Source organism: Streptosporangium sp. NPDC000563 (assembly GCF_040299985.1).
Taxonomy (GTDB): Bacteria; Actinomycetota; Actinomycetes; order Streptosporangiales; family Streptosporangiaceae; genus Streptosporangium.
Map to the genome: position 1 here is coordinate 1 of NZ_JBEPDA010000018.1, position 18,717 is coordinate 18,717.

Consider the following 18,717-nt stretch of genomic DNA (forward strand, 5'->3'; position numbering starts at 1 on the left):
GGGCGGGTGGGGGGGGCCCCCCCGCGCCCCCGCGGGGCGCCCCCCCGGGGGGGGGCCCGGGGGCCGGCGCTCGGGCGTCGTCCAGGCTAGCGCCGGACGTCGTCTCGCAGGCGAGACCACTGCAGGTCGTCCAGGCGTGTGCCGTCCGGGCCGGGCAGCATCCCACGCAGCAGCGCCTCGCGGGTGAAGCCCGCGCGTTCCAGCACGCGGTGCGAGGCGACGTTGCCGGGAGAGGTGCCCGCGATGATCCTGGCCAGGGGGGTGTGCTCGAAGACCCAGCCGACCAGCAGGTTCACCGCCCTGGTGGCGAAGCCCCTGCCACGGAACTCCGGTCGCAGGCTGTAGCCCGTCATCGCCTGCCCCAGCGGGGGGATCACCCCGGTGAGCTGGATGTCCCCGGCGAACGCGCCCGTCGCGGCGTCCAGGATCGCGACCTCGGCGCCCCTGCCCGCCAGCCAGTTCGCGCCCGCGGTACGGCAGCGCTCCTCGACCTTCTCGAATGTGGAGGGTTCGGAAGGGACGCTGTACCTCATGACGTCGGGAAGGTTCCGCAGCGCCAGGTAGTCGGCGGTGTCGGAGAGGGTGAGCCGCCTGAGCCGTACGACCCCGTCGGTGAGCGATCCGCCGGGGAACTCCGGCAGCAGGGACGGCACGCGCTCGCCGGAGTCGCCGCGCAGGCGCGCGAAGCCCACCAGGTCGTGCCGGGTGCCGTCACGCTGTTCCTCGGCCCCGCGCCGCACGCCCTCGTGGTGGAACCCCGCGGCGAGGGCGACCCGCTGGCTGGCCAGATTCTCCACGTTGGCGAGCAGTTCGACGCGCTCGACCCCGTGGCGGAACCCCCACGCGGTCAGCGCGGCGGTGGCGGCCGTGGCCACCCCGCGGCCCCGCGCCCAGGGGGCGACCAGGTAGCCGATCTCGATGCCCCCGCGAGGACGGGCCATGAGGCCGATGTTGCCCAGCCACTCGTCCGTCGTCGCGTCCGCGATCGCGAACGGGGCACCTCCTGTCTGCCACTCCTGGTGGCACCGCTCCATGTACTCAAGGGCGTCGTCCCGGGTGTACGGCACGGGAACGAGAGGGAGGAAGCGGACGATCTCCGGGTCGGCGCAGGCCCGGGTGATCGCCTCGGCGTCGGCCGGGGCGAGCGGCCTCAGGACAACGGGGCCGGCCGGAATCACATCATGGGAAAACACCCCATAACAGCTACCAGGTGCCCTCTTATGACGGCGAATCAATTTGCGGACGACCTACGCCCCCTCCGCCCTGCCCGCTCCCTTCTGCGATCTCTCCCGTCTCGCCCTCCCGGCGCCCCGAGGTTCGCGCCCGTCCTGCCCGGGGGCCGTGTTCCGGGCCGCCCTCGGACGGCCGAGGACACCGCCGCGCGCCGATAACCTTGCGGTCATGGGTTTTCGCAGGCATGGGCCGTTTCAGGCCGGGGATCAGGTTCAGCTCACCGACCCCAAGAACAAGCGTCACACGGTGACGTTGAAGGAAGACGGCGTGTTCCACACGCACAAGGGCGGGATCCCGCACAGTGAGCTGATCGGCCGGCCTGAGGGCTCGGTGGTGCGTTCGTCCGGCGGCACCCAGTATCTGGCCTTCAGGCACCTCCTTCAGGACTACACGCTGTCCATGCCGCGAGGCGCGGCGGTGATCTATCCCAAGGACTCGGCCCAGATCGTGGCCATGGCCGACATCTTCCCCGGTGCCCGGGTGGTGGAGGCGGGTGTCGGTTCCGGCGCGCTCACCTGTTTCCTGCTGCGCGCCATCGGCTCCGAGGGCACCCTCACCTCCTACGAGCGGCGTCAGGACTTCGCCGAGGTCGCCACCAAGAACGTGGAGAAGTTCTACGGCGGTCCGATGAAGCAGTGGCGCCTGGTGGTCGGCGACTTCGTCGAGGCTCTGGACGAGAGCGACGTCGACCGGATCATCCTGGACATGCTCGCCCCGTGGGAATGTGTGGACGCCGCGGCCCGGGCACTCACGCCCGGCGGCGTGATCTGCTGTTATGTCGCGACCACGACCCAGCTCTCACGTACGGTCGAAACTCTGCGGGAGCACGGGAGTTTCACCGAGCCCCATGCGTGGGAGACCCTGGTTCGTGACTGGCATGTCGAGGGACTGGCAGTGCGGCCCGACCACAGGATGGTCGGCCACACCGGGTTTCTGGTCACGGCCCGTCGCATGGCCGACGGGGTGACGCCACCACCTCGACGTAGACGTCCGGCGAAGGGGGCACATGGCGAGGAGTCCGCGACTTCCACGTCTTCCGCCACATGATGACGATTCGGCCACGACGGTCCGTCTGAGCGTGACACGGGAGCAGACCTTCGTGTTCTTATACTTCTAGGACTAAAACCCCCAAAAGGGATTAATTACCGCGCACTTAATGTAGTCACATGAACACCGCTCAGCCAGGTAAGGGACAGCCCTTAGATGGGTAGGGTTTTGAGTAGTCGGTCTCGACTGGGAAGGAGGTGACGCCGTGGCAGCTCGCGACGACGCTGAAGCTCGTGCCGCGCAGCGCGAACGGGAGGTCGCCGACCTCACAACACAGGTCTCCTTCCTGCAGGAGGAGATCACCGCGTTGCGTCGGAAGCTGACGGAGTCTCCCCGGCAGGCCAGGATTCTCGAAGAGCGTCTCCATGACGTGCAGGCGAACCTCGCGGCCGTAACCGGCCAGAACGAGCGTCTGGTGGCCACCCTCAAGGAGGCCAGAGACCAGATTGTCGCCCTGAAGGAGGAGGTAGACCGGCTGGCGCAACCGCCATCCGGGTTCGGTGTGTTCCTCGAAGCCAGAGAAGACGGCACGGTGGAGGTCTTCACCGGTGGCCGCAAACTCAGGGTGAACGTGAGCCCCGCGGTGGAGGTCGAGTCGCTGAAGCGTGGCCAGGAGGTCATGCTCAACGAGGCGCTCAACGTCGTCGAGGCCCTCGGTTTCGAGGACCTCGGTGAGATCGTGATGCTCAAGGAGCTCCTTGAGGACGGCCGGCGTGCGCTGGTGATCTCACACGCCGACGAGGAGCGGGTGGTGAAGCTCGCCGAGTCGCTGCTGGACCAGCCGATCCGGGCGGGTGACTCCCTGCTGCTCGAACCACGCTCGGGCTACGTCTACGAGCGCATCCCCAAGTCCGAGGTCGAGGAGCTCGTCCTGGAGGAGGTGCCCGACATCTCCTACGAGGAGATCGGCGGGCTCATGCGGCAGATCGAGCAGATCCGGGACGCCATCGAGCTCCCGTACCTGCACGCTGACCTCTTCCGCGAGCACAAGCTCCGCCCGCCCAAGGGTGTCCTGCTCTACGGGCCGCCCGGCTGCGGTAAGACCCTCATCGCGAAGGCCGTCGCCAACTCCCTGGCCAAGCAGGTCGCGGAGAAGACCGGCCAGTCCGGCAAGAGCTTCTTCCTCAACATCAAGGGTCCCGAGCTTCTCAACAAGTACGTCGGCGAGACCGAGCGGCACATCCGCCTGGTCTTCCAGCGGGCTCGCGAGAAGGCCTCCGAGGGGACCCCGGTGATCGTGTTCTTCGACGAGATGGACTCGATCTTCCGGACCCGAGGCTCGGGCGTCTCCTCCGACGTCGAGAACACCATCGTTCCCCAGCTCCTGTCGGAGATCGACGGTGTCGAGGGTCTGGAGAACGTCATCGTGATCGGCGCCTCCAACCGCGAGGACATGATCGACCCGGCGATCCTGCGGCCGGGCCGCCTGGACGTCAAGATCAAGATCGAGCGGCCGGACGCCGAGGCGGCCAAGGACATCTTCTCCAAGTACCTCATCCCGGAGCTCCCGCTCCACACCGAGGATCTCTCCGAACACGGCTCCAACCGCCAGGAGACGATCTCCGGCATGATCCAGCGGGTCGTCGAGCGGATGTACACCGAGAGCGAGGAGAACCGCTTCCTCGAGGTGACCTACGCCAACGGCGACAAGGAGGTCCTGTACTTCAAGGACTTCAACTCCGGCGCGATGATCCAGAACATCGTCGACCGGGGCAAGAAGATGGCGATCAAGCAGTTCCTGGAGACCGGACAGAAGGGCCTGCGGATCCAGCATCTGCTGGCGGCCTGCGTGGACGAGTTCTCCGAGAACGAGGACCTGCCCAACACCACCAACCCCGACGACTGGGCCCGCATCTCCGGCAAGAAGGGCGAGCGGATCGTCTACATCCGCACCCTCGTGACGGGCAAGCAGGGCACGGAGGCCGGACGCTCCATCGACACGGTGGCCAACACCGGTCAGTACCTGTAACCACGTGTGACCGGCGGCGCGGTTCCCCTCGCGGGGCCGCGCCGTCGGCGTCGCCATGTCTGCCGCGACACACTCGACAGCCTGTGGCTTTTGTCGTGTTTAAACCTTTTTGTCCTCGGGGGGTCGGCTCTCCTTTCACAGCCGCCCCAGAAATGGCCGGAAATAGACAGCCGTCACGGGGAACCCGAATGATCGAGACGCCGTCCAAGTGGCGTGCGTGAACATTCCGGTCCGGCCGCCCGGTGAACGGCACGGGGTCTCGCGAGGCGCTTCGGGGAAGTGGCCGCCTCGCCGAACTCGATCTCCTGCGCTTCCTCGCCGCCATCGCGGTGCTCGCCTTCCACTACTTCATCGCCTTCGCCTCGGTGTGGGGCGACCGCCCTGCCGAACTGTTCCCGGCGATCTCCACCGTCTCCGGGCTCGGCATCCTCGGCGTCGAGCTGTTCTTCATGATCAGCGGGTTCGTGATCCTGATGAGCATCTGGGGGCGGAGCCTGGGGGCGTTCGCCCTTTCCCGGCTGGTGCGGCTCTACCCCGCCTACTGGGTCAGCGTGGCCGTCACCGCCGCGGTGTACGGGTTGACCGCCGCCACGGCCCTGGACCCCAAGCTCAGCCTCGGCGAGTACGGGATCAACCTCACGATGCTCCAGCGGGCCCTCGGCGTCTACGACGCCAACGGCGTCTACTGGTCGCTCTGGGTGGAACTCCGCTTCTACGTACTGATCTCGATCCTGGTGATCTTCGGGGTGACGCTCAACCGCTGCCTGGTCTTCATGGGCGTCTGGCTGCTGGCGGCCGGGTTCTTCGCCGGGAGCGACGAGGCGTGGGTCGAGCTCGTGGTCATGCCCAAGTACGCGGCGTACTTCGTCGGCGGCATGGCGTTCTTCCTGATGACGAGGTTCGGTCCCAGGCTCGTCCTGTGGTGCCTGGCCGGGATCAGCGGCGGCCTGGCCGTGAGCGCGGCGATCGACCGGGTGGCCGGGCGCGTCGAGAAGGTCGGCTACGCCGCGATGCCCGTGCCCGAGTGGGCCGTGGTCGCCACCGTGGTCGGTTTCTACGTGCTCATGGCCATGGTGGCGCTGGGATGGCTGGGATGGCTGCGCTGGCGCGGCCTGGTCGTCCTGGGCGCGCTCACCTACCCGCTCTACCTGTTCCACACCCCGGCCGCGGTCCTGATCGTCCCCGCGCTGCGGGACGTGCTGCCGTCCCCGCTGACCGCCCTGGTCACGGTGCTGGCCGCGACGGCGTTCTCCTATCTGGTGTACCGGGTGGCCGAGCGTCCGCTTCAGGAGTTCGTCAAATCCGTGCGGCGGAGAAGGGCCGCATCCCCGTCTCCGTCACAGCTCCCCGCGCTCTCCTCGATCCCCCTCGCAACGGGCGAAAAGGCTTCGGTGCCATAACTGTCCGACCACCGGGCATAGTGAAGGGTCTAGGGTCGGGAATAGATACCACGGAGAGAAACAGTCCCTGACGAACAGAGGGTGCGCATGACGGTACGGCGGGTGATGGGCATCGAGACCGAATACGGCATCTCCGTGCCCGGACAGCCGGGGGCCAACGCGATGGTGACCTCCTCTCAGGTCGTGAACGCCTATCTGGCGGCCTCGGCCGCCAGGGCACGGCGCGCGCGATGGGACTTCGAGGAGGAGAACCCGTTGCGGGACGCACGGGGGTTCGACCTCGCGCGGGAGGTGGCGGACCAGAGCCAGCTGACCGACGAGGACCTCGGCCTGGCGAACGTGATTCTCACCAACGGGGCCCGGTTGTACGTGGACCACGCCCATCCCGAATACTCCACACCCGAGTGCACCAATCCTCGGGCGGCGGTGATCTGGGACAAGGCGGGCGAACGGGTGATGCACGACGCGGCGGTTCGCGCCTCGGCGATGCCGGCCAACGCCCCGATCCAGCTCTACAAGAACAACACCGACAACAAGGGCGCCTCCTACGGCTGCCATGAGAACTACCTCATGCGCCGGGCCACCTCGTTCGCCGACATCGTCAGGCACCTGACGCCGTTCTTCGTCTCCCGGCAGGTCGTCACCGGCGCGGGCAAGGTCGGCATCGGTCAGGACTCACGGGGCGAGGGCTTCCAGATCAGCCAGCGGGCCGACTTCTTCGAGGTCGAGGTGGGGCTGGAGACGACGCTCAAGCGGCCGATCATCAACACCCGGGACGAACCCCACGCCGACCCGGAGAAATACCGTCGCCTGCACGTCATCATCGGTGACGCCAACATGTCGGAGATCTCGACCTACCTGAAGCTGGGGTCCACCGCGCTCGTCCTGGCGATGATCGAGGACGGCTACTTCACCCGAGACCTCGCCGTGGACAACCCCGTCCAGGCCCTGCGCGCGGTCTCACACGACCCCACGCTCAAGTACGAGATCTCCATGCGCGACGGCCGCAAGCTGACGGCGGTGCAGCTCCAGATGGAATACCTGGAGCTCGCGCGCAAGTATGCCGAGGAGCGCAGCGCCAACGGCCTGGACGAGCCCACCAAGGACATCCTGGAGCGCTGGGAGTCGGTCCTCACCCGCCTGGCGGAGGATCCGATGCAGCTGTCCGGCGAGCTCGACTGGGTGGCCAAGCTGGAGCTTCTGGAGGGATACCGGACCCGTGACGGCCTTCCCTGGTCGCATCCGCGTCTGCAGCTCGTCGATCTCCAGTACTCCGACATCCGTCCCGACCGAGGACTCTACAACCGGCTGGTCGCCCGGGGCCGCATGCAGCGCCTGGTCACCGAGGAGGAGGTGCAGAGGGCCATCGAGGTGCCGCCCAACGACACCCGGGCCTACTTCCGAGGCCGCTGCCTGAGCCAGTACAGCGAGTCGGTGGCCGCGGCCTCCTGGGACTCGGTCATCTTCGACATCCCCGGCCGTGAGTCGCTGCAGCGCGTCCCCACCCTTGAGCCGCTGCGCGGCACCAAGGCCCACGTGGGAGAGCTGTTCGACCGCTGCCGTACCGCCGCTGAGCTGGTGACGGCGCTCACCGGCGAGCAGTGACGTCCTGAGCGGGGCCTGAGAAGGGCCTGGGAGGGGGAGGCGGCCCGGCCGGGCCACCTCCCCCTCTTCGCGCCTACCGGATCCCGTCAAACCGGACACCTGGATTGACGGGGGACGGAGAATCGGGATACGTTCCGGGTGCTTTGTGGCGGTGCGAGGGAAATCCGGTGAAATTCCGGTGCGGTCGCGCCACTGTAATCCGGCCCGCGAGGGCCGGGAGCCAGGTCACACTCGGCCGCCACCGACCTACGAAAAGGGACGCGTCAATCCCGGAGGAGGTGGCCGTGAGCCAGATCTCGGCACCGCACACCCAGCCCATCCCATGGCACTCGCTCACCCGCTGGCTGCTCGCCGTACCGGCGCTGCTGCTTCTCGCCTATCTGGTCACCTTCGACCAGGGGGCGATCTCCCAGGCGGGAAACTACCTGCACGAACTCATGCACGACGGGCGTCACCTGCTCGGCGTACCGTGCCACTGAGCCGCAGGTGATCTCCAAACTCATCGTCCGGGGCCTCGTCGCCGGACTGCTCGCAGGGCTGCTCGCGGCCGTCTTCGCCTACACCGTCGGCGAACCACGCATCGACCAGGCCATCGCGCTCGAGGAGGCGGCCGCGGCCGCCTCCTCGGCCGAACCACACGACGACACCGGGACCGCCGCCCACTCCCACGGTGAGGAGGAGGCCCTCGTCAGCAGGGACGGGCAGCGTTTCGGGCTCTTCCTCGCCCTCGGCCTGTACGGCCTGGCGATCGGGGGCCTGTTCTCCCTCGTCTACGCGGCCGTACGCGGCCGGGCGGGACCTCGCTCGGAACCGGTGCTCGCGGTCACGCTCGCCGCCGCCGCGTTCACCTCCGTCGTCCTCATCCCTTTCATGAAATATCCCGCCAACCCACCGGCGGTCGGTGACCCGGAGACGATCGACCAGCGCACCGTGCTCTATCTGGTCGCCGTGGCCATCGGGATCCTCGCCGTCGCCGCCGGCACCGCCGCCCACCGCTACGCCTCGCGGAGTGAACCGTGGGTGCGCTGGCTGTCGGCGGGCGCCGCCTTCCTGGTCCCCGTCGTCGCGGCCTGGATCCTCCTGCCGGAGATCTCGGAGGTGCCCCAGGGCTTCCCCGCCGATCTCCTGTGGGACTTCCGGATCGCCTCGATAGGAACCCAGGCGGTCTTCTGGGCCGGTGTCGGCGCGCTCTTCGCCTTCGCCGCCCGCAGGCGCGGCCCGGTGTGACGACCCCCTCGGGGGTCACCCGCCTGCTCCTGGTCTGCCACGCCTCCACCTCGGCGACGGCGCGGGCCGCGTTCCCCGTCGACGAACCACTCGACGAACGCGGCCTGCGCCGGGCCGAGAGGATGGCGCGGCACCTCGGCTGGGCAGACCCCGGTTCAGCGGCCTGCCCGGCCGAGCTGCGCTGCGTCCAGACGGCGGCGGCGCTCGGCCTGCGGGCGGAGCACGACCCGCTGCTCGCCGACTGCGACCACGGCCGCTGGAGTGGCATGACGCTCGGCGAGGTCGAGGCCGCGGAGCCCGAGGCGCTCGCCTCCTGGCTCGGCGATCCGGGCGCGGCGCCGCACGGCGGGGAGTCGATCACCGCGCTCCTCGCCAGGGTTTCCGGCTGGCTCGCCGTCCGTACTCCCGGCAGGGCCGTCGCGATCACCCATCCGGCGGTCATCCGTGCCGCGGTCGTCCACGTCCTCGGCGCCCCCGCCCGCTCCTTCTGGCGCGTCGACGTCGCGCCGCTGGCCCGGGTGGCACTCACCGGGCGCGGCGGGCGCTGGCGGCTCAGCCACCTCCCCTGACGGATCGACCACCCGACCACGTGAATGCGAAGGAGATCCCAAGGTGCGCAACCCCCGCTATCCCTTCACCGCGATCGTGGGGCTGGAGGACCTGAAACTCGCGCTGATCCTCAACGCGGTCTCCCCCCGCGTCGGGGGAGTACTGGTCAGAGGGGAGAAGGGCACCGCCAAGTCCACGATCGTGCGGGCGCTGGCCGCTCTCCTGCCGCCTGTCGAGGTGGTGACCGGTTGCCGGTTCTCCTGCGACCCCGCCGCCCCCGACCCCGGCTGCCCCGACGGGCCACACGGGTCACACGGGGCCCCCGAGGGACCGGCGGCCCGGTCCATCAGACCCGCCCGCCTGGTCGAGCTGCCCGTCGGCGCCTCCGAGGACCGCCTCGTCGGCTCCCTCGACATCGAGCGGGCCCTCACCGAGGGCGTGAAATCCTTCGAACCCGGTCTCCTCGCGGGCGCCCACCGGGGTGTCCTGTACGTCGACGAGGTCAACCTTCTCCACGACCACCTGGTGGACCTGCTGCTCGACGCCGCGGCCCTCGGCACCTGCTACGTCGAGCGCGAGGGGGTGTCGGTACGGCACGCCGCCCGGTTCCTGCTGGTCGGGACGATGAATCCCGAGGAGGGGGAGCTGCGCCCGCAACTGCTCGACCGCTTCGGGCTGACCGTTGAGGTAAGGGCCTCGCGGGAGGCGTCCCAGCGGGCGGAGGTGGTCCGGCGCCGTCTGGCCTTCGAGGCCGACCCCGCCGCGTTCGCCGCCGCCTGGTCGGACGAGGAGCGGGCGCTGGCCACGCGCATCGCCGAGGCCCGAGCCGGGGTCGCCCAGGTCGTCCTGCCGGAGGCGGCGTTGCTCAAGATCGCCACCGTCTGCGCGGGCTTCGAGGTGGACGGGCTCCGGGCCGACCTGGTCACCGCCGGTGCGGCGATCGCGCACGCCGCCTGGCAGGGCCGCACCTCCGTCACCGCCGACGACGTCCGGGAGGCGGCCAGGCTCGCGCTCCCGCACCGCCGTCGCCGTGACCCCTTCGACGCGCCCGGCCTGGACGAGTCCAGGCTCCAGGATCTCCTGGACAGGATCCCCGACGACCCCGGCCCCGATCCAGACGGCCCCCAGGGGCCGGACGACCCCGGCGGCCCCGATCCCGGCAGAGGCGAGGGAGGCCCGGAACCCGTATCCGGCGGCTCCGAGGCCGGGGACGCCACCTCGGACGACCCGGCCGGCTCCGGAGGGCACGACGGCGGGGACGCCTCCCCGCACGGGGCCGCCGACGCCCGGGACACCCCCGGCGCCGAGGCGTGGGAGGCTCAGGCCGCGAAACCCCGGGAACCGTCGGAGGCGACAGGGGGAGCACCGGCCCGCGAGCAGATCGTCGACGCCGAGCCCGGGAGCGGGAACAGGCTGTTCACCGTCCCGGGCGTCGGCGCCGGAGCCCCCGGGCGCCGGTCACGCGCCAGGACACCCCTGGGCCGTACCACGGGCGCCAGGGTCCCCGAGGGCCACACCGGCTTCCTGCACCTGCGGGCCACCATCGGCGCCGCCGCCCCGTACCAGGTCGCGCGGGGCAGGAACGGGCCAGGACTGCTGCTGCGCCGCGGCGATCTCAGGGAGGCGGTTTGCGAGGGCCGCGAGGGCAACCTGGTGCTGTTCGTCGTGGACGCGAGCGGTTCGATGGCCGCCAGGCAGCGCATGCGCGCGGTCAAGACAGCGGTGCTCGGCCTGCTCCTCGACGCCTACCAGCGCCGCGACAAGGTCGGGCTCGTCACCTTCCGCGGCGCCCGTGCCGACCTGGTCCTGCCGCCCACCTCCTCCGTCGAGGCCGGCGCGGCCCGGCTGCGCGAGCTTCCCACCGGAGGCCGGACCCCGCTGGCCGCCGGTCTGCTGCGGGCCGCCGAGGTGCTCAGGGTCGAACGCCTGCGCGACCCGTCCAGACGCCCGCTGGTGGTCCTGGTCACCGACGGGCGGACCACCTCGGGAACCGCCGAGGAGTCCCAGCGCGCGGCGGGACTGCTGGCCGGGGTGGCGGGCGTGGTGGTCGACTGCGAGGGCGGGCCCGTGCGCCTCGGCCTCGCCGCCTCCCTGGCGGCGAGGATGGGCGCGGAGACCGTACGCCTCGACGAACTCACCGACCTGGCCGGGATGGTCCGGGAGAGGCGCGGCGCCGCGTGACCGCGAAGGTCCGAGGCCGGTGAGTACGGCGAGAAGGCCGTACCAGATGACGGTGCCGGATGACGGTGCCGGATGACGGTGCCGGATGACAGTGACACGACAGTGAGGGGAGGGCGACGATGCCGCAGGGCAGACCCGTCAGCGTGCCCGAGGACGGCCTGACCACCAGACAGCGCCGCACCCGGCCGCTGCTGATCGTCCACACGGGACCGGGCAAGGGCAAGTCCACCGCGGCCTTCGGTCTGGCCCTGCGCGCCTGGAACCAGGGCTGGCCGATCGGGGTCTTCCAGTTCGTCAAGTCCGCCAAGTGGCGCATCGGAGAGGAGCGGGCGCTGCGGGTGCTCGGCGACTCCGGTGAGGGCGGGCCGGTCTCCTGGCACAAGATGGGCGAGGGCTGGTCCTGGATCCAGCGTCCCGGCAGCGAGGAGGACCACGCCGCCGACGCCCGCGAGGGCTGGGAGCAGATCAGACGCGACCTCGCCGCCGAGACGTTCCGCCTGTACGTGCTGGATGAGTTCACGTACCCGATGAAGTGGGGCTGGATCGACGTCGAGGAGGTGGTCGAGACCCTGCGCGGACGGCCGGGAAGCCAGCACGTCGTCGTCACCGGCCGCGACGCCGACCCCCGGCTGCTCGCCGCCGCCGACCTCGTCACGGAGATGGGTAAGATCAAACACCCCATGGACGCGGGGCAGAAGGGGCAGAAGGGCATCGAATGGTAGCCCGGATCGTGATCGCGGCCCCCGCCTCAGGAGCGGGTAAGACGACCGTGGCGACCGGCCTGATGGCGGCCCTCGCCCGCCGGGGCATGGCGGTGTCCCCGCACAAGGTGGGGCCCGACTACATCGACCCCGGCTACCACGCCATGGCCACCGGCCGCCCCGGACGCAACCTCGACCCGTTCCTGGTGGGGGAGGACCTCGTCGCCCCCCTCTTCCTGCACGGCGCGGCCGGGGCGGACATCGCGGTCGTCGAGGGCGTGATGGGCCTGTACGACGGCGCGGGCTCCACCGAGTTCGCCTCCACCGCGCACGTCGCCAGGCTGCTCGGGGCCCCGGTGGTCCTGGTCGTGGACGCCGCCAGGCAGAGCCGCTCCGTCGCGGCGCTGGTGCACGGGTTCGCCTCCTACGACACCCGGATCAGGCTCGGCGGAGTGATCCTCAACCGGGTCGGCTCCGAGCGGCACGAGGCCGTCTGCCGCGAGGCGCTCGCCGAGAGCGGCGTCCCGGTGCTCGGGGCGATCCGTCGCAGCGACGCCGTCACCGCCCCCTCCAGGCACCTGGGCCTGGTTCCCGTCGCCGAGCGCCGCCCCCAGGCCGCCGGTGCCCTGGACGCCGTCGCGGACCTGGTCGCCGCCTCCTGCGACCTGGAGGAACTCCTGCGACTCGCCCGCGGCGCGCCGCCGCTGCCCGCCGTCCCGTGGACTCCCGGACCGCCCGCCGCTCCCGTCACGAGGATCGCGGTCGCCGGAGGGCGGGCCTTCACCTTCGGCTACACCGAGCAGGCCGAGCTGCTGGCGGCGGCGGGAGCCGAGATCGTCCCCTTCGACCCGCTCGTCGACGAGGCCCTCCCCGAGGGGACTCGCGGGATCGTGATCGGAGGCGGCTTCCCTGAGGTCCACGCGGCCGAGCTGTCGGCCAACGAGCCGCTGCGCGACCAGGTCGCCGCGTTCGAGGGGCCGATCTCGGCCGAGTGCGCGGGCCTGCTGTATCTCTCCAGGAGTCTGGACGGCAGGCCGATGTGCGGGCTCCTCGACGTCGAGGCCAGGATGACCGGCACTCTCACCCTCGGCTACCGCGACGCGGTGGCCGTCCGTGACTCGCCGCTCACCAGGGACGGCGAGCGCTACCGGGGCCACGAGTTCCACCGCACCGCGGTCGAGCCCGTCCCCGACCGGCCGCTGTTCCGCTGGCGCGGTGGCGCCGACGGGTTCGCCGACGACCGGATCACCGCCTCCTACCTGCACCTGCACTGGGCCGGCAGTCCCCATCTGGCCTCCAGGTTCGTCGAGGCCTGCCGCCGGGTCCCGGCCGTCTGACAACCCCCCCGCGGTTCGAGCCGGTTCGTGAGCCGGAAATCCCGGCATCCGGCCTTCCCGTTACCTCCACCGGCCTTTATCCGCGGCCTTGTGTCCATTTATTCGAGAAGCGCGCTCCGCCGGACGGCCCGATTTCACGAAACCCGGGATCGCCCGGCGGAAGAGGAGACGAAGGACGCTTTTCCCCGTTTCGAACATCCGGTGAAACGCCGCGAGATCCTAGGCGAAGGCGTCCGGTGGCAGCCTGGCCGCGGGCAGCCGTGGCGGGGCCAGCGCCACCCCCTCCGTGTGGAGGATCGCCGACAGCATGCGGCCCGCCTGTCCCATGCTGATGCGGGCAGCCGGGTCGCGCCGGAGCAGCCCTTCCAGGACGGGCCACAGCACTCCGGCCGGCGTCGCCGGATCCTCGTACCCGCCGCCCACGGGAGGGCGCTGCGCCGGCGTGCGGGAGGTGGGGCGCGGAGGGCGGCCCTCCACCGCGAAGTACAGGCTCGCACCGAGCGACCACAGGTCGCTCGCCGGGGTCGGTGGACTGCCCCGCAGCCGCTCCGGCGCGACGAAGGAGGGGACATGGACGAACGGTACGGTCGTGGAGTCGCCCGGATCGCCGTGCAGCGCCGCGACGCCGAAGTCGGCCAGCACCACCCGGTCGCCGGTGAGCAGGATGTTGCGCGGATTGATGTCCCGATGCAGGACACCCGCCCCGTGCGCGTGGCGCAGCCCGCCCAGCAACTGGAAGCCGATCCACGCCGCCCAGTGGATCGGCAGGCGGCCCAGGTGCCGCACGGTCTCCTTGAGCGTGAGGGCCTCCAGCAACTCCATGACGATCCAGAGCCGCCCGTCCTCCTCGAGCAGGTCGTGCACGGAGATCACCGCCGGGTGGTTCAGCCTCCCGGCCGAGCGCGCCTCGCGCAGGGCCCACCGCCGTGCGTCGTGCATGTCCATCCCGTCCTCGGTGAACCGAGGCTGGATCTCCTTGATCGCCACGTTCCGCCTGAGCAGGGAGTCGTGGGCCCGCCACACCGTGCCCACACCGTCCCGCCCGATCGGCGAGGCCAGGTGATAGCGATCACCCAGTAAGCGTGCCTTCCTCGCACCTGTTCCCATGAATCACCTGCTGCACATAGAAGCCGGGCACCTCAGCTGATTCATATTTCCATCTGGAACGATGCACCGGGTGATTACCTAGGGTGATTCTCTGTAACGATTTAGGCGCGTGGGCTTGATGTCGTCTTATTTCACGCCCGTAAAGTCCGTTTGCGGATTCCGGAAAACCGTTCCCGAGGGTGGTGAAAGCGTTTCGGAAACGTTCGTGAACGGCCTCAGGCCGCGCTGAAGCAGCGCACGTCCTCAAGCATCTTCGAGGTCCGCTCGGCGCTCAGCCGCGCTCGCGGATCCTTGCGCAGCAGCCCCCGCAGCACCGGCTCCAGGGCGCCCGCCCGCTTCGGCGCGCGCGGCGGTTCGCGCAGGGCCGCGACCAGCGCCGCCATCGAGTTCACCGTGCGGAACGGGGTCCTGCCCTCCACCGCCATGTACAGCGTCGCGCCGAACGACCACATGTCCGCCTCGCGGGTGCCGCCCCTGCCCTGCAACGCCTCCGGCGCGATGAAGGCCGGGGTGCCCCGGGTGGAGGTCGTCGCCGCCCCTTCCGGCGCGGCGAAGCCGAAGTCGGCCAGCACCACGCGATCACCGGTCAGCATGATGTTGGCGGGTTTGATGTCGCGGTGGATCACCCCGCCGTCGTGCGCGTGCCGCAACGCCTCCAGCAGGCGGCACCCCATCGCCGCCACGAGATCCACCGGGAGCGGGCCCGCCTGTACGAGCGTGTCGTGCAGCGTCAGCGCCTCCAGGAACTCCATGACGATCCAGAGCCGCTCGGACTCCTCGGTGAGGTTGTGCACCGTCACGATGCCCCGGTGGCTCAGCCGCGCCGCCATGCGAGCCTCCCTGACCACCCGCCGCCGCTGCTCGGCCGCGGCGGGCCCGGGTGGCAGAAGTATCTCCTTGAGGGCCACCTCTCGCTCCAGAAGCAGGTCGTATGCACGCCAGACGACGCCGGTCGCCCCCTGTCCGACGCGTGAGACGAGCTTGTACCTGCGCGCGATGATGGTGCTCACCCCCCAATGATCGCAGTTTTCGGTCGCGAAGACCTACCTGGAACGTTCCCGATCTCCCTTGGGCGGCGAATTCGCCTGGATCCGGTGGGTGATGATGCTCACACGAACCGATGCGGGGCCGCGGGGCGCTCGTGCGCGGACGCGGAGGCGCCGGCGGAGATCGAGGCGCCGCCGGGAGCGTCGCTGCGGGGTTCGTGGGGATTCGTGGAGGTTCAGAGGAGGCCGATCCCCAGCATCAGCGTGCCCGCTCCCAGTGCCACCCCGCCCGCGGGGACCAGCCAGATCAGCCGGTTCGGTTTCGTGTCGGAGGGGCGTACGACGGACAGGAAGAAGCCCAGGGGCATCAGGATCGGCGCCGCCACGATCAGGATCCGCGTCAGGTCCTTCAGGCCGCCGGGCAGATCCGTGTGGTCGATGTAGAGCAGGGCGACGAGCGCGAGGAGCACCAGGACGCCCGCGTGCGCGTGGCCGGCCCGCCACAGGCCACGCCGCACCGGGTTGTCCAGGTAGCCGGGGACGCCGCGCATGATGTGCGCGAGCAGGGAGGCCCCGCCGAAGGCCACGGCGGGCACGGTGATGAGGAGTGTTCCGGCTGTGCTCAGCGACGACGGTGACATGGGGCCCTCTTCTTTGGATAGTGGTGCTATCCGATTATTGGATAGAGATGCTATCCAGTCAAGGTGGGCGGATTTCACCTCGGGCCCCGGGAGTGAGGTCCCCTGACGGAGGGGAGTTCGGCGCGGCCCGTACGGGCTCCCGCAAAGATCGCGGGATGATCCGCGCGCAATGTCGCCCGGTTCGGGGAAGATATGAATCAGATCCGTCCCCCAGGTGGAGGTGCCACACATGGCAAGCAAGGACACCGGCGGCCAGAAGCAGACCGGCCGGACCGACAAGGAGGTCGAGGAGACCGCCCCGGCGGAGACCTCCGACGTTCAGGAGCGTCACGAGAAGCTCTCCGACGACGTCGACGCGATCCTCGACGAGATCGACGAGGTGCTGGAGGAGAACGCAGAGGAGTTCGTGAGGAGTTACGTGCAGAAGGGCGGACAGTAGGTTCGTCCGTCGGAGTCAAAGGTCAGAGGTGAGGACGGATCCGGCGGGGAGCCGGGAGACCCGTTCTGACCGCGGGCCCGGCTCGGCTCCCGCCGGGCCCGGCTGGCGGGTGACGTGCGGCCGCACCCCGCCGGGAGCGCCCTGTTGGGTGCTCCGCCTCCGAGCGCCGCGAACACGCTGAGCCGACCAGGGGAGGCCCTCCGGGAATGTTCCCGGAGGGAATAGAGAGCCGTGCCACGGCCACCACCCCGCCTCCCACTCGCTCCGGGCGGGCCTTCGCCATCTTCGCGACCCCGTCGTGTTCGCCGTGCCCCGGGGAGGATCGGTGCGAGATCCGGTGACCGGAGCCGATCATCCGTAAAGATTCAAAAGCCCGGCGGAGTGTGGTTCGCGCTGAGCTGATCCAGGGAAGTGCAAGCAGCACGGCAAGATGAGTAAGGTCGGGCCTTAAAGGACCGCACCTTTGGAGGGAGTCGCGTGGGATCTCACAGGGACCTGCCCGCCGGCATGGTGAATCACATCTTTACCGACACCGGGAGCTCCTCGTTCACCGAGTTCGTCAGGTCCCATTCGCCGGACTTGCTGCCTGGCCGTAACGAGGTCCTGGGGACCTCGGTGGGCGATCACATCCCGCACGCCACCACGATCGTCGCGGCGATGTGCGCCGGTGGCGTGGTGATCGCGGGAGACCGCCGGGCGACCTCCGGCAACATCATCTCCCAGCGTGACATGGAGAAGGTGTTCCGCACCGACGACCACTCGGGCCTGGGCATCGCGGGGACGGCGAGCACGGGCATCGAGATGGCCCGCCTCTACCGGGTGGAGCTCGAACACTACGAGAAGCGCGAGGGCCGCACGCTCTCGGTGACGGGCAAGGCCAACCGGCTCGCCACGATGATCCGCGGCAACCTGCCGATGGCGATGCAGGGGCTCGTGGTCGTCCCGCTCTTCGCCGCCTACGACCCCGATGTCGACGGTGGCCGCATCTTCAGCTACGACGTGGGCGGCGGTCCCTACGAACAGCACCACTACCACTCGATCGGATCCGGTTCGATCTTCGCGCGAGGTGCTCTGAAGAAGCTCTACCGCGAGGGTTCCTCCCCCGAGGAGACCGTGCTGACGCTGATCCACGCACTCTACGACGCGGCCGACGACGACTCGGCGACCGGCGGCCCCGACATCACCCGCAAGATCTGGCCCGTCGTCGCGGTGATCACCGCCGACGGATACCGCCGGCTTCCCGACGAGGAGGTCGGAGAGCTCGTCCGGGTCGTGGTCGAGTCCCGGGCCGACCACCCCGACGGCCCCACCGCCCCGCTGCGCTAACACGAGAGGATCACCCCAGGTGTCCATGCCTTTTGGATATGTCTCGCCCGAGCAGCAGATGCGGGACAAGGCGGATTACGCGCGCAAGGGGATCGCGCGGGGCCGTAGCGTCGTCGTCCTGCAGTACGAGGACGGCATCCTGTTCGTCGCTCCCAACCCGTCCCGCGCCCTGCACAAGATCAGCGAGATCTACGACAAGATCGGGTTCGCCGCGGTCGGCCGTTACAACGAGTTCGAGGCCCTGCGCCTCGGCGGCATCCGATACGCCGACATCAACGGCTACACCTACGCCCGCGACGACGTCACCGCCCGTGGCCTGGCCAACCTCTACGCGCAGAACCTCGGTCAGATCTTCACCGAGTCGCTGAAGCCGTTCGAGGTGGAGATCGTGGTCGCCGAGGTCGGCGACTCCTCCGACGAGGACCACATCTACCGGCTGACCTTCGACGGCTCGGTCTTCGACGAGGCGGGGCTGGTGGCCATGGGCGGCCAGGCCGAGACGGTGGCGGCCCGTCTCAAGGAGCGCTACCGCGACGGCCTGTCGCTGACCGAGGCGCTGGAGGCGGCGCTGTTCGCGCTGACCGAGCCGGGAGGCGAGCGCTTCCCCGCGAACCAGCTGGAGGTGGCGGTGCTCGACCGCAACCGCCCGCACCGCAAGTTCCTGCGGCTCAACGGCCCCAGGCTGGAGCGACTGCTGGCCGAAGGTGCCCCCGTGGCCGGGGGCGAGAAGACGGCCGGGGGCGAGAACCCCCTCTCCGCCCCCGAGACGCCGGGCGCCCCGCCGACCGCGCCCGACGGCGACATCGACACCGGATCCAGCGGCTGACCGCGTCCGCGGGCGACGCCGGTGCCGCGCCGGGTGGTCTGACCGCCCGGCGTGGGGGGGGGGGGCGGGGAGAGGACGGGCCCCCCCCCCCCCGGGGGGGGGGATGGGGGGGGGGGCGCGGGGGAGGGGGGGGGGGGCGGGGC

17 protein-coding genes and 1 riboswitch are annotated in these 18,717 nt (G+C 70.2%); of the genes, 13 read left to right on the forward strand and 4 right to left on the reverse strand.

Annotation, left to right across the window (positions count from 1 at the left end):
- Positions 1 to 86 precede the first annotated feature (86 nt).
- Positions 87 to 1,178, reverse strand: coding sequence for a GNAT family N-acetyltransferase (locus tag ABT352_RS29845; protein WP_350948290.1), 1,092 nt, complete (start codon positions 1,176 to 1,178; stop codon positions 87 to 89).
- A 223-nt stretch (positions 1,179 to 1,401) separates the two neighbouring features.
- Between ABT352_RS29845 and ABT352_RS29850 the strand changes: the two genes are divergently transcribed.
- The 10 genes from ABT352_RS29850 to ABT352_RS29895 all read left to right on the forward strand — a co-directional run bounded on the left by ABT352_RS29850 (position 1,402) and on the right by ABT352_RS29895 (position 13,249).
- Positions 1,402 to 2,280 carry a tRNA (adenine-N1)-methyltransferase gene (locus tag ABT352_RS29850; protein ID WP_350948291.1) on the forward strand — a complete coding sequence of 293 codons (879 nt, stop codon included), beginning with the start codon at positions 1,402 to 1,404 and terminating at the stop codon, positions 2,278 to 2,280.
- Positions 2,281 to 2,485: 205 nt separating this feature from the next.
- Positions 2,486 to 4,249, forward strand: coding sequence for a proteasome ATPase (arc, locus tag ABT352_RS29855; RefSeq protein WP_350948292.1), 1,764 nt, complete (start codon positions 2,486 to 2,488; stop codon positions 4,247 to 4,249).
- A 242-nt stretch (positions 4,250 to 4,491) separates the two neighbouring features.
- Positions 4,492 to 5,649, forward strand: a complete 1,158-nt coding sequence (locus ABT352_RS29860) for an acyltransferase family protein (RefSeq protein ID WP_350948293.1) — start codon at positions 4,492 to 4,494, stop codon at positions 5,647 to 5,649.
- Positions 5,650 to 5,736: 87 nt separating this feature from the next.
- Complete coding sequence (gene dop / locus ABT352_RS29865; protein ID WP_350948294.1) at positions 5,737 to 7,254, forward strand: depupylase/deamidase Dop; 1,518 nt, start codon at positions 5,737 to 5,739, stop codon at positions 7,252 to 7,254.
- Between the two features lie 132 nt (positions 7,255 to 7,386).
- Positions 7,387 to 7,508, forward strand: a riboswitch (cobalamin riboswitch).
- A gap of 30 nt (positions 7,509 to 7,538) precedes the next feature.
- Entirely contained in the window at positions 7,539 to 7,733 is a 195-nt protein-coding gene (locus ABT352_RS29870; protein WP_350948295.1) for a CbtB domain-containing protein, read from the forward strand.
- A gap of 7 nt (positions 7,734 to 7,740) precedes the next feature.
- The gene (locus ABT352_RS29875; protein WP_350948296.1) at positions 7,741 to 8,481 is read left to right on the forward strand and encodes a CbtA family protein; all 741 of its coding nucleotides are present in this window, start codon (positions 7,741 to 7,743) and stop codon (positions 8,479 to 8,481) included.
- Positions 8,478 to 9,050, forward strand: a complete 573-nt coding sequence (locus ABT352_RS29880; protein WP_350948297.1) for a histidine phosphatase family protein — start codon at positions 8,478 to 8,480, stop codon at positions 9,048 to 9,050. Before ABT352_RS29875 ends, ABT352_RS29880 begins: the two co-directional genes overlap by 4 nt.
- A gap of 43 nt (positions 9,051 to 9,093) precedes the next feature.
- A complete protein-coding gene (locus tag ABT352_RS29885) occupies positions 9,094 to 11,211 on the forward strand; it encodes a VWA domain-containing protein (protein WP_350948298.1) in 2,118 nt (705 codons plus the stop codon).
- A 119-nt stretch (positions 11,212 to 11,330) separates the two neighbouring features.
- Positions 11,331 to 11,933, forward strand: a complete 603-nt coding sequence (gene cobO, locus ABT352_RS29890) for a cob(I)yrinic acid a,c-diamide adenosyltransferase (protein ID WP_350948299.1) — start codon at positions 11,331 to 11,333, stop codon at positions 11,931 to 11,933.
- Positions 11,927 to 13,249, forward strand: coding sequence for a cobyrinic acid a,c-diamide synthase CobB (locus ABT352_RS29895; protein ID WP_350948300.1), 1,323 nt, complete (start codon positions 11,927 to 11,929; stop codon positions 13,247 to 13,249). Before cobO ends, ABT352_RS29895 begins: the two co-directional genes overlap by 7 nt.
- A gap of 219 nt (positions 13,250 to 13,468) precedes the next feature.
- Here ABT352_RS29895 and ABT352_RS29900 read toward each other — a convergent pair whose 3' ends face one another.
- From ABT352_RS29900 to ABT352_RS29910, 3 genes are all read right to left on the reverse strand, one after another.
- Positions 13,469 to 14,356, reverse strand: a complete 888-nt coding sequence (locus ABT352_RS29900; protein WP_350948301.1) for a serine/threonine-protein kinase — start codon at positions 14,354 to 14,356, stop codon at positions 13,469 to 13,471.
- A 215-nt stretch (positions 14,357 to 14,571) separates the two neighbouring features.
- Positions 14,572 to 15,366 carry a serine/threonine-protein kinase gene (locus tag ABT352_RS29905; RefSeq protein WP_350948302.1) on the reverse strand — a complete coding sequence of 265 codons (795 nt, stop codon included), beginning with the start codon at positions 15,364 to 15,366 and terminating at the stop codon, positions 14,572 to 14,574.
- A gap of 212 nt (positions 15,367 to 15,578) precedes the next feature.
- A complete protein-coding gene (locus tag ABT352_RS29910) occupies positions 15,579 to 15,983 on the reverse strand; it encodes a hypothetical protein (RefSeq protein ID WP_350948303.1) in 405 nt (134 codons plus the stop codon).
- 229 nt (positions 15,984 to 16,212) lie between these two features.
- Between ABT352_RS29910 and ABT352_RS29915 the strand changes: the two genes are divergently transcribed.
- The 3 genes from ABT352_RS29915 to prcA all read left to right on the forward strand — a co-directional run bounded on the left by ABT352_RS29915 (position 16,213) and on the right by prcA (position 18,574).
- Positions 16,213 to 16,422 carry a ubiquitin-like protein Pup gene (locus tag ABT352_RS29915; RefSeq protein WP_329079325.1) on the forward strand — a complete coding sequence of 70 codons (210 nt, stop codon included), beginning with the start codon at positions 16,213 to 16,215 and terminating at the stop codon, positions 16,420 to 16,422.
- A gap of 507 nt (positions 16,423 to 16,929) precedes the next feature.
- Positions 16,930 to 17,748 carry a proteasome subunit beta gene (gene prcB, locus ABT352_RS29920; protein ID WP_350948455.1) on the forward strand — a complete coding sequence of 273 codons (819 nt, stop codon included), beginning with the start codon at positions 16,930 to 16,932 and terminating at the stop codon, positions 17,746 to 17,748.
- Between the two features lie 25 nt (positions 17,749 to 17,773).
- A complete protein-coding gene (prcA, locus tag ABT352_RS29925; RefSeq protein WP_350948304.1) occupies positions 17,774 to 18,574 on the forward strand; it encodes a proteasome subunit alpha in 801 nt (266 codons plus the stop codon).
- The last annotated feature ends 143 nt before the right edge of the window (positions 18,575 to 18,717 follow it).

Bases quoted from the DNA above. Each gene is read 5' to 3' on its own strand.
- dop (WP_350948294.1), top strand. From the start codon at position 5,737: ATGACGGTACGGCGGGTGATGGGCATCGAGACCGAATACGGCATCTCC.
- ABT352_RS29915 (WP_329079325.1), top strand. From the start codon at position 16,213: ATGGCAAGCAAGGACACCGGCGGCCAGAAGCAGACCGGCCGGACCGAC.
- ABT352_RS29895 (WP_350948300.1), top strand. From the start codon at position 11,927: ATGGTAGCCCGGATCGTGATCGCGGCCCCCGCCTCAGGAGCGGGTAAG.
- ABT352_RS29910 (WP_350948303.1), bottom strand. From the start codon at position 15,983: ATGTCACCGTCGTCGCTGAGCACAGCCGGAACACTCCTCATCACCGTG.
- ABT352_RS29900 (WP_350948301.1), bottom strand. From the start codon at position 14,356: ATGGGAACAGGTGCGAGGAAGGCACGCTTACTGGGTGATCGCTATCAC.
- cobO (WP_350948299.1), top strand. From the start codon at position 11,331: ATGCCGCAGGGCAGACCCGTCAGCGTGCCCGAGGACGGCCTGACCACC.
- prcB (WP_350948455.1), top strand. From the start codon at position 16,930: ATGGTGAATCACATCTTTACCGACACCGGGAGCTCCTCGTTCACCGAG.
- prcA (WP_350948304.1), top strand. From the start codon at position 17,774: ATGCCTTTTGGATATGTCTCGCCCGAGCAGCAGATGCGGGACAAGGCG.
- ABT352_RS29850 (WP_350948291.1), top strand. From the start codon at position 1,402: ATGGGTTTTCGCAGGCATGGGCCGTTTCAGGCCGGGGATCAGGTTCAG.